The organism is Niabella aurantiaca DSM 17617 (genome assembly GCF_000374125.1).
Classification (GTDB): domain Bacteria; phylum Bacteroidota; class Bacteroidia; order Chitinophagales; family Chitinophagaceae; genus Niabella; species Niabella aurantiaca.
The window spans coordinates 47,718-61,368 of sequence record NZ_KB893628.1 but is presented as its reverse complement, the minus strand read 5'-3'; the positions used below and the strand labels follow the sequence as shown (position 1 = coordinate 61,368).

Annotated in this window: 13 protein-coding genes; 7 read left to right on the top strand and 6 right to left on the bottom strand. The window is 49.7% G+C overall.

The window, feature by feature from the left end; all coding sequences use genetic code 11:
* Positions 1-28 precede the first annotated feature (28 nt).
* Together B160_RS0109340 and B160_RS0109335 are read right to left on the bottom strand one after the other, a co-directional pair.
* Positions 29-1,084: a Gfo/Idh/MocA family oxidoreductase gene (locus B160_RS0109340; protein WP_018627647.1), complete on the bottom strand. Its 1,056-nt coding sequence runs from the start codon at positions 1,082-1,084 to the stop codon at positions 29-31.
* Positions 1,085-1,252: 168 nt separating this feature from the next.
* Positions 1,253-2,386, bottom strand: a complete 1,134-nt coding sequence (locus B160_RS0109335; RefSeq protein WP_018627646.1) for an arginase family protein — start codon at positions 2,384-2,386, stop codon at positions 1,253-1,255.
* Positions 2,387-2,521: 135 nt separating this feature from the next.
* On the opposite strand from B160_RS0109335, the gene B160_RS0109330 reads away from it, so the two are divergent.
* The 6 genes from B160_RS0109330 (at position 2,522) to B160_RS0109305 (ending at position 6,935) form a co-directional block, all read left to right on the top strand.
* Positions 2,522-3,460, top strand: coding sequence for a DUF3078 domain-containing protein (locus tag B160_RS0109330; protein WP_018627645.1), 939 nt, complete (start codon positions 2,522-2,524; stop codon positions 3,458-3,460).
* Positions 3,460-4,164 (top strand): tRNA (guanosine(46)-N7)-methyltransferase TrmB, encoded by a 705-nt coding sequence (gene trmB / locus B160_RS0109325; RefSeq protein WP_018627644.1) that lies wholly within the window; start codon positions 3,460-3,462, stop codon positions 4,162-4,164. The genes B160_RS0109330 and trmB overlap by 1 nt, the downstream gene beginning before the upstream one ends.
* On the top strand, positions 4,151-4,375 hold the full coding sequence (locus B160_RS31955; protein ID WP_018627642.1) for a C1orf53 family protein: 225 nt from the start codon (positions 4,151-4,153) through the stop codon (positions 4,373-4,375). The genes trmB and B160_RS31955 overlap by 14 nt, the downstream gene beginning before the upstream one ends.
* Positions 4,314-4,706: an MGMT family protein gene (locus B160_RS0109315; RefSeq protein WP_018627641.1), complete on the top strand. Its 393-nt coding sequence runs from the start codon at positions 4,314-4,316 to the stop codon at positions 4,704-4,706. The genes B160_RS31955 and B160_RS0109315 overlap by 62 nt, the downstream gene beginning before the upstream one ends.
* 252 nt (positions 4,707-4,958) lie before the next feature.
* The gene (locus tag B160_RS0109310; protein WP_018627640.1) at positions 4,959-6,383 is read left to right on the top strand and encodes a Gfo/Idh/MocA family oxidoreductase; all 1,425 of its coding nucleotides are present in this window, start codon (positions 4,959-4,961) and stop codon (positions 6,381-6,383) included.
* Between the two features lie 108 nt (positions 6,384-6,491).
* Positions 6,492-6,935, top strand: a complete 444-nt coding sequence (locus B160_RS0109305; RefSeq protein ID WP_157557975.1) for a hypothetical protein — start codon at positions 6,492-6,494, stop codon at positions 6,933-6,935.
* A 33-nt stretch (positions 6,936-6,968) separates the two neighbouring features.
* Here B160_RS0109305 and B160_RS0109300 read toward each other — a convergent pair whose 3' ends face one another.
* A complete protein-coding gene (locus tag B160_RS0109300) occupies positions 6,969-8,468 on the bottom strand; it encodes an aminotransferase-like domain-containing protein (protein ID WP_026309660.1) in 1,500 nt (499 codons plus the stop codon).
* A 129-nt stretch (positions 8,469-8,597) separates the two neighbouring features.
* Here B160_RS0109300 and B160_RS0109295 point away from each other — a divergent pair, with 129 nt between their 5' ends.
* Positions 8,598-10,550, top strand: coding sequence for a TonB-dependent receptor plug domain-containing protein (locus B160_RS0109295; RefSeq protein ID WP_018627637.1), 1,953 nt, complete (start codon positions 8,598-8,600; stop codon positions 10,548-10,550).
* Positions 10,551-10,574: 24 nt separating this feature from the next.
* Here the strand turns inward: B160_RS0109295 and B160_RS0109290 are convergent, their stop codons facing one another.
* From B160_RS0109290 to B160_RS0109280, 3 genes are read right to left on the bottom strand one after another with little or no spacing between them, the layout of a single operon-like run.
* Positions 10,575-11,624 carry an NAD-dependent epimerase/dehydratase family protein gene (locus B160_RS0109290; protein WP_018627636.1) on the bottom strand — a complete coding sequence of 350 codons (1,050 nt, stop codon included), beginning with the start codon at positions 11,622-11,624 and terminating at the stop codon, positions 10,575-10,577.
* Positions 11,606-13,045, bottom strand: a complete 1,440-nt coding sequence (locus tag B160_RS0109285; RefSeq protein ID WP_018627635.1) for a S41 family peptidase — start codon at positions 13,043-13,045, stop codon at positions 11,606-11,608. The genes B160_RS0109290 and B160_RS0109285 overlap by 19 nt, the downstream gene beginning before the upstream one ends.
* 18 nt (positions 13,046-13,063) lie before the next feature.
* The gene (locus B160_RS0109280) at positions 13,064-13,585 is read right to left on the bottom strand and encodes a DUF2975 domain-containing protein (RefSeq protein ID WP_018627634.1); all 522 of its coding nucleotides are present in this window, start codon (positions 13,583-13,585) and stop codon (positions 13,064-13,066) included.
* Between the last annotated feature and the right edge of the window lie 66 nt (positions 13,586-13,651).

The window sequence follows — 13,651 nt, the reverse complement described above, 5'->3', positions numbered from 1 at the left end:
CATTGATTTTGCAACGCAAATTGAAAACTCAAGGGGTCAGCGGGATCACTTTCCGTTCGCGGCTGCTTAGCAGGGCCGCATCGATCACCTTCATGGTAAGAATGGCATCTGATGCAGGTACCGGGTTGGGCCGGTCATGACGCAATGCTTCATATACTTCTTCATAATAATCCATATAGTTGCCCATTTCGGAGCGTGTCTGCTTTCTTATATCCTGCCCGTTAATGGTGGTATGGAGCACCCCGTCGAACCCTTCGGGTGTTGTGATCCAGGTTTCAATGGCCGGCGTCACGCCTTCCAGCAATTTTGTTTCCTGAAGATCGGAGCGTTGCTGCAGGAAAGTGCCGTTCTCTCCTTGTAAAATGAACGGGTAGGGCGATTCTTTGGCAAAGACGGTTCCTTTGATGCGTACGCGGAAGGGGCGGGGATAATACAGCAGCACTTCAAAATAGTCATTTGCCTCCATACTCTTCCGCATGGTGAACACATCGGCAAAAACGGCCTCGGGAAATCCGAACAGCTGGATGGCCTGGTCGATGAGATGGGCGCCCAGGTCGTGCAGGTTGCCGGCACCCGGTTTGTTCCCTTCTTTATGATCCTTGCCGCTATGCCCGGTGCGGTAACGGTCGTAACGCAGTTCCACTTCCTTCAGTTCTCCCAGCATATTTTCGGTAACCACGTCCCTGATGGCGCGAAAATCGCCGTCATATCTCCGGTTCTGGTAAACGCTCAGGAAAAGGTTCTTTTCCCGGGCCACCCGGTCGGCCTCTTCCGCTTCCGCGGCAGTGACCATAAAGGGCTTTTCCACTACGATGTTTTTACCGGCTTCCAGCGCTCTGACCGCATATTCAAAATGGGTTTGCACGGGCGTGTTTACGATCACCAGTTCAATATCCGGGTCGGCGATCAGCTCTTCAAAAGAGCGGTATAACCGCGAGTCGGGATAACGTTCCCGCGAGTCGTCTTTATGCCGTTCCACGATGGCCCTCAGCTCATAGTGCGGATTGGCGTTGATAAACGGGGCATGGAACAGCTTGCCGCTCATGCCAAAAGATGCGATTCCCGTAATAATTGGATGACTCATTATTTATTTGATTTTTGAAGGGATGTAAAAGTACCGAATAATTGAAACGTTGGGCCGGTTATGCCGGGCAAATGCATCATTTTCTTCACCACAACATGGGCATTGGGGGGAAACGATCCTGTTTTTGTTAAAATACGATATCGGGCCGCCCGGGTCAGAAGCAGCGCCTTACCGCTGCTGGGCCCTGAACCAGCGGTCGGGAATTTCGTCCTGCGATGCCAGGAGGTAATCTTTATAGCTGCAGGGCACCAGCCGGTTGCCCGGCAGCTGCATCCACCAGCGCCCGGTCTTTTTACTTTGATAAAACGTGGTTTCTATTTCCGAAAAGATCATCTGGTATTCATTAAAAGCTTCCTTGTCCGTAAGCGCGGCTTCTTTTTTCCTGCGGTGCAAACCATCCAGCGCATACCATAACATATGACCGATTTGTTTAGCGGTCAGTTCATCCCGGTCTTTTTTTACATCATACCCGTAAATACCGATGGTATTCACGGCGGCACTCATCCCGGCATATTGCATGAGGATACAGGCTTCTTCCCCATTGAAGCCATTCGGGGTAAGCTGGTTGGCAGGAGCATAAGCATGGGCAATGGCATTGATGTCGAACGAGAACAGCTGGCTGCTCCGGATCGCCGGCTCAATCTGCTCGATGTCCTCTTTTACATGCCCTACCCGGTAAAAGTCAAATTTTAGTTTATCCAGTGTCTGTAGCATCCCGGGGTGCACCAGATAACTTTGAAAACCGATATGATTGTAGTGCCGGATATAATTGGGCTCACCGGTAAGCATCTCCATTAAAAAATGATCATTGGCAAAGGGCGATTCCATGTCCAGGTCGATCACGGCGTCTATGACCGATGCCTCTATAATGGTTTTCTGCAGGCCATAAGCGCCATACTGCGCCATTGTAAGATCATGTGAGCCACCCAGGATGATCACCGTTTTTCCTTCTTCGATCAGAGCGGCGATCACCGTTCTTAAAGCGGCAACCGTGTCGGTGTAGGACGCGCCCTGCCGGATATCGCCGATGTCGGCGATCCGGATCCCGTCGTGCCAGAAAAACAACGAATAGAACTGCCGGCGGATGAGATCCGGCGCAGCGCTGGGAGTGCCCAGGATGCCATTCCCCCGCTGCTCACCACATCCTACCAATACAAGGTCTGCAAGTTCCAGATCGGGAAAAAGCGCTTCATGAATATCAATGCTGCTGCCCATTTGATCGGGTTTATAACGTTCATCACCGGCGATCTCCCTGAGGTTCACAGGTGATAAGAATGCTTCAATATTCATGTGGTCTGACATGCTTGCAAGATAGTATAAACGGGGAAAGATTTGAAGAACCGCTTATAAAGTTTTTGGGCGATTTGCAAAAGAAGCACCTGTGCGTTGGCCCTTATAAAAAAGGAACACTTATTTTTGAGGCCAAAATCAATCACTATGAGGAAACTTTTATTGATCGTCCTGCTTTTCAATTCCGTTTCATGGTTGCATGCGCAGGATGAGACCGTTAAGAAATTGCAGGCCGACTCCGACCGGAAAATTGCGAAGGACGCTAATGATACCGCGCAGATGACCTGGAAGACCGGTGGTGTATTTAACTTGAATATCGCGCAGGGCTCATTGAGCAACTGGTCTGCAGGAGGAGATAAATTTTCGCTGGCGCTGAATTCATTGCTGAGCACCTATGCGTTTTATCAAAAAGGCAGGCATCACTGGGATAATACGCTCGATCTGAACCTGGGTTATATGAATACAACCTCGCTTGGTACCCGGAAAAATGATGACCGGATCGACCTTGTATCGAAATATGCCTATGATATCGGTAAAAAATGGGATGTGGGTGCGTTATTCAATTTCCGCTCCCAGATATTGAAAGGGTACGACTATAATGATTCTTCAAATACGCTTACTTCCCAGTTCCTGTCGCCCGCCTATGTGCTGCTGAGCCCCGGGGTTACCTATAAGCCGGTAAAGAGCTTTTCCGTATTTGTTTCGCCGGTAACAGCACGCTGGACCATCGTTATGAATGATTCGCTTTCTGCACGGGGGGCCTATGGTGTAGACAGCAGCAAGCATGTAAAAACAGAATTTGGTGCTTTTGCTACCGTAAACTTCTTTAAAGAATTCAGCAAGTCCATCTCGTTCAAAAGCCGTGCTGACTTCTATTCCAATTATCTTCATAATCCGCAGAACATTGATGTGTACTGGACCAACCTGCTGACGATGAAGCTGGGCAAGCTGTTTGCGATCAACTATGCGCTGGACCTTATTTATGACGATGATGCCCGTTTGTTTGGACCAGACAGGGAATCGGCCCGCCCGCAGATACGCTCAATGCTGGGCATCGGACTTTCTTACCGTTTTAGCAACAGATAATGGCGCAAAAGAAGCTGGTACGTTTTGCAGAGCTCAACACATTTCATAATGTGCTGCAGTTTCCCGGGGACATGACGGGAAAATGGAAGGCGTATTTTAAAAATGAACATCCCATAACCCTGGAGCTGGCTTGCGGAAAAGGGGAATATGCCCTGGGACTGGGGCGGCTGCACCCCGGCCGCAATTTTATTGGTGTGGACATCAAAGGCAACCGGCTATGGGCAGGAGCAAGGAAGGCACTTCATGAAAACCTGGATAATGTGGCCTTTTTGCGGGTGCAGATCGAGCAGCTGCACCAGTACTTTGCACCGGGTGAGGTGAGCGAGATCTGGATCACCTTCCCGGATCCGCAGTTGCGGTTTTCAAAGGCGAAGAAGCGCCTTACGCATCCGCGGTTCTTAAGGATTTTTAAGCAGGTGATCCGGCCGGACGGCATCATTCATCTGAAAACAGACAGTCCCAACCTGCACCGGTTCACCAAAGAAGTGCTGGATATGTATCAGTGTACTATCCTCAAAGAGACCGATGATCTCTACAGCGCGGCAAACCTTCCGGAGGAATTGAGAATAAAGACCTATTACGAGAGCCTGGACATTGCCGAAAGCAACCGGATCCATTATCTGGCCTTTCAGTTGCCATCCGTGCTTTCCGGTGAAGAAAAGGACCTGGAATTAAAGGAAGCGATCCGGTATGAGCTTGATTGAGGGGGAAGATTATTATGTGAATGAGGACGGTAAGATGGTGCTTACGGAAAAATATCATTTACAACGGGGATATTGTTGCAGCAACGGCTGCCGGCATTGTCCCTATGATTATGAAAATGTTTCGGAACCCAAAAAAACACAGTTGTTGAATGCGCGTAAAAAAAAGCAGCAGCAATCCGGCGAAGCTGAAGACCGTTCGGCCCTCGGGTAAAACGGACGACAGTATTTTTGACCTGATCTACGATATTGCCCGGCTGGTCCCGAAAGGAAGAGTGACCTCTTATGGCGCCATTGCAAAAGCCATTGGCTCCGGCAAATCGGCAAGGCTGGTGGGCTGGGCCATGAGTGCCGCGGGGAGGGTAAAACCCAAGGTACCGGCGCACCGGGTGGTAAACAGTGCCGGGCTGCTGTCCGGAAAGCATGCTTTCAAAACACCTACCTATATGCAGGAGCTGCTGGAAAAGGAAGGGATAAAAGTAAAGAACGATAAGGTGGTGGATTTTAAGACCCGGTTCTGGGATCCGGCGTTGGAGCTGGTTTAAAAGAGCACGGGTGAGGATCATCAACAAGCAGCATCAGCGGGAAAGCTCCCCCGCAGGCGATCCGGCATCAGCGTAGCAGCCGTATTTTGATCTTATCTTAACGATAACGATTTCGAGGTCTGTTGATCCTGCAATGCTTAAAATACATAAATTCGCTTCGCTCTATAATTGGGAGTAAAAGGACAGCTGTTGTTCAAAAAGATCACCGCTGCTTATTTTTTTATCGATTGTTTTACAAAATAATTTTCAGGAATGGCTACAACAAGAAGGGCTTTTATACAGCATACTGCGCTGGCAACGACCGGCGTGGCGTTATCCGGTTTATTTACGAAGGTAAATGCTTCCAGTTATAACCGCATCATCGGTGCCAACGGCAAAGTGAACCTGGCGCATATCGGTATCGGTAACCGGGGAGGAGAGATCATTAATGATTTTGCAAAAACCAACCTGGCAAATGTAGTGGCCCTGTGTGATGTGGATATGGGCGCCAAGCATACGCAGGCCACCATCGCTAAATTTCCCAATGCAACACAGTTCCAGGATTTCCGGAAAATGTATGATAAAATGGAAAAATCCATAGATGCCGTAACCATTGCGGTGCCGGATTTTGCACATTTCCCGATTACGGTGCATTCTATGGCGCTGGGCAAGCATGTATATGTAGAAAAGCCAATGGCACGCACCTTTCATGAGGTAGAACTGATGATCCGGGCGGCGAAAAAATATCCGCAGGTGGTTACGCAAATGGGTAACCAGGGACACTCGGAGGCCAATTATTTTCAATTTAAAGCATGGACGGAAGCGGGCATCATTAAAGATGTAACGGCCATCACAGCCCATATGAACAGCCCGAGGCGCTGGCATGGATGGGATACGAATATTAAGAAATTCCCTGCGGCTGAGCCCATCCCGGAAACCCTGGATTGGGATACCTGGCTGTCGGCCCAGATGTATCACGATTTTAATAAGGACTTTCATTATGGTCAGTGGCGTTGCTGGTACGACTTTGGAATGGGTGCGTTGGGCGATTGGGGCGCACATATCCTGGATACGGCGCACCAGTTTTTAAACCTCGGCCTGCCGGAAGAGGTCACCCCGCTGAAGCTGGAAGGACATAACGATTATTTCTACCCGATGTCCAGCACTATTGAATTTAAATTTCCCAAACGCAAAAGGATGCCGCCGGTAGTGATTACCTGGTATGACGGTATCAACAACCAGCCCAGGCTTCCTGAAGGATTTGGCAACTCGGAACTGGATTCGAGCATTCCCACCGTAGGAGGCAAAAAGATCCAGGCTGCAAAGCTCAATCCCGGTAAAGAGATCTATAGTAAGACGCTTACGTTTAAAGGCGGGTCCCATGCCAGTACATTGAGCATCATTCCTTCCGCAAAGGCAAAGGAAATGGAGCATAAATTACCGGAAGTGCCCAAGAGCCCGTCCAATCACTTTGCTAATTTTTTACTGGCCAGCCAGGGAAAGGAAAAAACCCGGTCTCCCTTTGAAATAGCCGGCCCGCTGAGCCAGGTGTTTTGCCTGGGGGTGATGGCGCAGCGTTTGAACCGGAAGATCATTTTTGACCGGGAAACCAAGCGGATAACCAATGATGCCTTTGCTGATGCGTTCTTAACCGGTGCTCCTCCCCGCAAAGGATGGGAAGACTATTATAAGATATAAGCACAGGTCACTGTCTGAATATTCTTTTAAGAGCTGGGGTTGCCTTTTTTGAGCAGCCCCAGCTCTGTTTTGGGGTTTCTGCAGATGGTTCCGGGTAATGATAAAAGAATGGAATGCCTGCCTGAAGCACCCCCGGACCTTTGGGGGCGCAGGACAGCGATCATTGATAGTGCTCCTGTGGAGCGCTTAATAAAAGAATTTGTACTTTTGAAAGTGCAATTATTTTCAATAATGAAAGGGAAACCATTCCTGGTATTGGCTTTTGCCGGGTGTTGCAGCCTTCAGCTGGCTGCGCAGGGAAACCATGTAATGCCATCAATAAAAAAAGACAGCGTCTGCAGCTATGTGCGGATGCCGTTGAAGGCGGATGCCGGTATTTTTAAAGTGAAGCCCGTAGCGCTGCATACCGTTTACTATAATCATTTGGGGTTTATGTGCCGGCAGGAGCTGAAACTGGAGAAAGCCACGAAGACCTCATTCCGCATCCGGCTGGGCAGTGTGGAATATACAGACCGGATGGAGGGCAAAAGAAAACCGGTTACCCTGCATTGAAACGGATGCGGTCAGCGTTAAAAAATACGGCACTTACTGTGGATGATGACCGGATCCCTGTGCTGCTGCCTGCTTCAGCATGTCTAACACGATGGAGGCTTCTGTTGGAGTGAAATTTCCGAACCCTAACCGCATAGCGCTCAATTCCTGTGTCTGGTATAACAGGAACTGTGGAAGCTGTAAGCCCTGTGTGGCTAATGCTTTACTGATCCTTAACAAATTCAGCCCCTGTTCCCATTTTGTCCACACTGCCAGACCTCCCGGTGGTATGGAAAAAGAAACGCTGCTGCCCAGCTCTGTATCCAGCATTTTGCAAAAATGATTGCGCCGCTCGTGGTAGATCTTTTGCACTTTCTTCAGATGACGGTGGATCTCCCCCTCTGCGATCAGCTCGCCCAGGACCTGTTCCATGATAGAGTCTCCCTGGCGGTCAATAATGCCCTGTACTTTCTGCATTTCTGTAACCAGGTTTTCAGGCGCTACCAGGAACCCTGCCCGGAAACCCGGGGCCAGGGTTTTGCCAAAAGAACCCAGGTATACTACCATGCCTTCGGTATCGGCGCTGGCCAGCGGAAGGATGGGGCTGCTTTGATAATGAAAGTCATATTCATAATCATCCTCCAGGATGATGAAGCCATAGGTGGCCGACAGCTTTAACAGCGCTACCCTGCGCTGGGCACTTAGTGTGGCGGTGGTGGGGTAGTGGTGATGCGGGGTAATGTACAGCAGCCGGACGCGTTGCTTTTTGCAGATGCGCTCTACTGCTTCCACACTGATTCCATCCTGGTCTGCCGGAACGGTCTTCAACCTTGCTCCCGATTGCTGAAAGGTCATATTGGCGGTATAATAACCCGGTGAGCCTACCAATACGGTATCGCCCACGCCAATAAGCGTACGGGCCGCAACATACATACCCATTTCCATTCCCCGGGTTACCAGGATGTTTTTGGGTGTAATGTGCAGTCCGCGGGTGCTGTTTAAAAAATTAGAAAGCTGTATTTTAAAGAAGGAGTCGCCGGTGGCTGCATGGTATCCCAGATGTTTCCGGTTTACTTTCCTGCGCAGGGCGGCCGTATAGTAGCGTGCCAGCTGATCTGTGGGCGAAAGCCGGTAGTCCGGTTGTCCGTCCGTAAGCATAAGAGACAGGCCTGGCGTGGGTTCGGGCACATCCAGAATATTGTTCCTGCTGAAATGAAACCCGGCTTTGGCCGGATACGCTGTTAACTTCAATGCATCCAGCTTTTTTTTGGCGGTATCCTTATGCGATACGGTTTTCACAAAGCAGCCTTTATTCGGCACGGTGGCGATCCAGCCCTGCGCATCCAGTTCTTCGTAGGCGGCTACTGCCGTTTTACGGTGTACCTGCAGCAGAATACTCATGGCGCGGGTGCCGGGCAATTGCTGCCCCCCTGAAAGAAATCCCCGCTGGATGGCATTAATGACCTGGTGCACGATCTGAAGATAAACCGCCGTGGTACTTTGCCGGTCGATGGGCACAAGGGTTTTGTATGGCAATTGAACCGGACTACTCATTATATAAAAACCGGACTACCTGAGTCGTCCGGCAAGGTAATAGTTTTGGCGGAAAATAAAGAAAGAAATGCCGGGGCACAAGGCCCTGAGGCATCAAGACACAAGTGTATGGAGTTTAAGAAAAAAACAATGAAACTGTCAAAACGGACTGCATCTGCAAAAACATCCGTATTGTTATTAACAGCGGGACTGACCCTTACTTCCCTGGCGTGGACAAAAAAGTCCGGCGCACAGGATACCCTGCTGGACCCGGTTACCGTAACCTCGTCCCTTATTGAAAAAACGAGCTCGGAAACGGGAAGGAATATAACCATTATCAGTGGCGAAACCATTGCAGCCCTGCCCGTTCATTCAGTGGACGAGCTGTTAAAATACGTTCCCGGCGTGGAGGCGCAGATGCGGGGCCCCCAGGGCGCACAAACGGATATTTCGATCAGGGGAGGCACTTTTCAGCAAGTGCTGGTGATCCTGGATGGGTTACGGCTGAATGATCCCAATACCGGGCATTTTACGGGCTATATTCCCATCAGCCCTGCAGAGATCGACCGGATTGAAGTACTCAAAGGGGCTTCTTCGGCGGTTTACGGATCTGATGCGGTAGGCGGGGTGATCAATATCATCACAAAGGCGTTTAACAAAAACCAACAGACCCGGCAAAAGCAGGCGTCTGCAATGATAAGCGTGGGTGAATACGGATTATTGAATGCCAATGCCGGCGGGTTTTATCAGAATGAAAAAATAAATGTGGGTGCGGGTTTCCTGACCAATAATGCGAATGGGGTACAGCAGCGGGGCATCCGGGGTTATTTTCACAATACCGCGGCTTCTGCCGGATTGATGGTAAAGCTGAATCCTTACTGGAACCTGGCGCTGCGAACGGCTTATGACAACCGGGACTTTGCCGCACAAAATTTTTATACCACCTATGCATCGGATACAGCGTCGGAAACGATCAGCTCCTGGTGGAACCAGGCGCGGCTGCAATACCAGAAAGGAAATACACAGGTAAGTGTAGATGCCGGATATAAAAGCATGGAAGACCGGTATGCGTTCAATCCCACATCGATCGCTAATAATAATCGATCGCACCTGTTTCAGGCGCAGGCTGCATTGCAACAGCAGTTTTCCGGGCAAACCAGTTTGGTGGCCGGATTTAATTTTCAGAACCGGGATATCCGTTCCAATGACCGGGGCGACCACCAGTTGAAGACGGCGGCGCCTTTTGTTTCATTGATCCGGAAATTCGGGACGCACTTTACGATAAACCCGTCTTTAAGAATGGAAGTTTACGGCGCGCTGCCTGCCGAATGGGTGCCCCAGCTGACGGCATCCTATAAAATGAACAATGTGCAGTTGCGTGCCAGTGGAGGCAAAACCATCCGGAATGCAGATTTTACGGAGCTGTACAATAATTACAACAAAGCAGAAGTAAAAAGCGGAAGCGTGGGCAACCCGGCCCTGGAAGCTGAAAGATCCTGGACCTATGAAGCAGGCGTTGACTGGTTTAGCACCGTTGGTGTAAAGATCTCTACCAGTTTTTTCCAGCGGTTTCATGCCGGACTGATCGACTGGGTAAATACGCCTTATGCGGAGATGCCCCGGAAAGACAACCTGGTAACGGGCAGTAATTATGCGTTGGCCAAAAATGTAGCCGAAGTGAACACTACCGGATGGGAAACGGATGCAGCCTATACCCGGCGGTTTTCATCCTGTCAGTCGTTACAGCTAAATGGTGGTTTTGTATGGCTCTACAGCAAAAGCAGTGAGCCGAACCCTTCTTTTTACATCTTATCACACGCGCGGTTCCTGGCAAATGGCATGCTTGCTTATCATTTCGGACCGGCTTCCGTAAGTCTGACGGCCATTTATAAAGCAAGGAACCCGCAAACGGCACCAGGGATCGGAGCAGCGATCACCAAAGATTATTTCCTGATGAACGGAAGGATTTCTTATGGCTTCCTGAAAAACAGGCTGACCAGTTTTGTGCAGGTGGACAATATGCTTAACCGGGAATACAGCGATCTGCTGGGTGCCCCGATGCCCGGCCGGTGGTTGCAGGGCGGGCTGAGTCTAAAGCTATAGATCTACCTGTTAGGGTTTTAAAACCTAACAGGCAGATCTATAGGCGTTGCAGGCGTTCCGGATGGTTTCCTCCAGGGACCGGTATTCAAATCCAGGCAGGGATCTTGCCAGTTTGGATCCGTCAAAAAGAGTTTCGCTGTTGGCTACTTTGGCGCTTTCTTTTGTAATAAGCGGTTTGCCCCCGGTAAAAAAAGACCGCAGGCGTTCCAGGCGCCAGGCGATGCCCGAGATCAGCGGAGAAGCTTCCCTTGCCGGTTGTTTTTTACCAAAAGCATCCGCCATGGTGTTTAACAGATGCCGGAAGCGCCAGTTGTCATTGCATACAATAAAGCGTTCTTCTGTAATGGATGAGCCGGCGAGCATTACAGCAGCATTGGCCACATCTTCCACATCCGAAAAACCATTGATGCCGTTGGTGTACCAACCAAATTCTTTATAAACATTTTTAAAAATGGCGCAGCTGCCTTCATTCCAGTTGCCATAACCCAGGATGGTGGCCGGGTTCAGGACCACCCCTTCCAGTCCTTCGGCAAACCCGCGCCAGGCTTCCAGCTCTGCCCTGAATTTGCTGATGGCGTAATGGGTATTGTTTTTATTGTCTTCCCACTTTGCGGTTTCGTCTACCGTGCTGCTTTCCTTTTTACGCCCCAGGGCGGCAACGGAGCTGATGTGCACCAGGCGCCGCACACCTGTTTGCAATGCCATGTTCACAACGTTAGCGGTACCTTCTACGTTCACCTGGTACATATTCCGCCGCTCTTTTTTTGCAAAGGAAACAATAGCCGCGCTGTGGATAACGGTATCAATGCCCTGCAGGGCTTCTTCCAGCGATGTTACGTCCAGGATGTCGCCGCTTACCCACTCTACTTTATTGAGGATCTGCGGGTCGATGTATGCAGGAATTTTGGCGGTATCTCTTTTTATGGCTTTTACGGCAATTTTCCGCTGTACCAGCTCTTTCAGAATATAGGCGCCCAAAAACCCGGTACCTCCGGTAACCAGTATATTTGCCGTTTGTTGTTTGATGTCCTTGACGTTTTGGCGAAAATAGCTATTTATTTTCCAAGAATCCAATTTGCCGCAGCTTCCATATCGGCGTCCTTATCTTTCGATTGCTCTACCGGTACATCCGGCATAATACGGCCGATATGATGGTGCTTTTTGCGGTCTGCAGCGTATGTGGTTGCCAGTAAAAGAGTGGATCCATCGGAGAGCCGGAAAGAAGAATTAGCGGTAGTGTAGCCTGCTGTGGGCTGACCAAATAGCTTTGTATTGGGCCGTCCGATAAAGGAGATGGTGGTGAACTCCCCACTGCTGGCCGTCCGGGGGCCTACCAGTACGGCAATTTTGCTGCGCCCGTCTTTTATGGTGTAAGCTGCAGGAACAACGGTGCCTCCGCTCCATGCTTTGTTGCCTTTTCGCATAATGGACCAGGCGCTTTTTTTCTTGCCCCGTACAAAGTACCCCAGGGCTCCTTTTTTTAAAAAAGGCCCTAAACCAACGATCATCGGGTACATATTTCCACCGGTATTTTTTCGCAGGTCGATGATCCAGCCACGGATCTCGTTTTTTGTGTCCAGTTCCCGTACAAGATCCTGGATATTTTGTGCAAAGACCGTCATCGCAGAATCATTGGTAGATCCAAATCCCGGAACGGAAATATAACCGATATCGCCCGGCAGGAGCCGGCTGGTTGCATCTTCCAGCTTTTTGATGGGCTGGTTGTAGTTTTTTGATGCGGTTACCGACATATGGAAAGAGTGATGATCGCCTGCTTTCTTCAGCTGCGCCAGCAGGTAGCGGATCACCGGCTTTGCATCGTCTGTTGTTTTCTGTCCGCCGGAGATCACGCCCACCGTTTCATCGATCTGTTTCCAGTTCATTGAATCCGCATAAAGCGCATGTTGCCGGATGAGATCCCTTACTTCCTTTATAAGACCCGCTGCCGGCTGTTGAGCCGGCGTTGCCGGGAAAGCCAGCTCTTTGACTGAGAAGTCGTCAAACCAAACGGTGCCGGTACCCGATAACAGGCCGCCCAATACCAGTTTTTTGGCATCCGGCTGAACGGCAAAGCTGATCGAATATTCCTTCCAGTCCCTGGTGCCGTTCACCACCTGCCCTTGCATGGCAAGATTTGAGAAATCGATCTGTTGGGTATCATTCCAAACCTGGTACCAGATCGAAGCATTGGCAGCCACTTCACTGGTTTTGAACCGGGCACTAAGGATCACCTTTCTTATGCCGGTAATATTGAGCGGCACGGACTGTGAAAAGGATTGAAACGAGCCTTTTTCTGTTTCATTGGCAATTTTGAATGACCAGGCTCCGGAGTAATGAACCGTTGAATCCGGGGAAAGGGTGTAGCCGTTCTTAAATTGACTGAACCAGCCGGACGGCTGATCCTTTTGAAGGGTCTCAAACCCGCTGTTCTGCACCTGGGAAAAGGCCGTGGTTGCACCGGCGGCGCCAAGCAGTATAAAGGTTATGCGTTTCATGATGTTATGGAATGGTTTCTATATGACTGAATCGTTTTCCATCTTTATTTCACTGGTATATTGCAACAGGTCAGCGATCAGGAAAACACACAGGATCAAAAACCAGGAGATGGGGGAATTAAAAAGCGCTGTCAGGAGCGCATTTTGATACAAATTATGGTCGGTCAGGTGATTCGCAAGTGAATCCTGCTTTGAAAGAACGGACTCCTGCCAGTTGGAGATAGCAGCATCGATCAGCAATACCAGCACATTCAGCCAGCCGATCCACTTGATCTTTTTGTAATAGCCCATATTCCATTTGACGCGGTTCATTACATTCCGGATAATGCGGAACAGTAAATAGCCCATGATTAGTAAAATCCCCGATTTAACAAGCTCCAGGATATTTAAGGGCATTACCTGGTTGCGGTATTCCTGTATGGACGCAATATTGGAAGAAAGCGCATTAGTGATGGTAACGACCAGGTTTACAACAAAGGCAACGCAGAGAAAACCGAGCGCCATCAGGCTGCTGCCGGTAATTTTGAATTTTGGAGGCATGGTCTTATTTATTTAATTAATACTTGAGTCAGCTATTTGCATTGGCTGTGTTTCGGATCACAAACA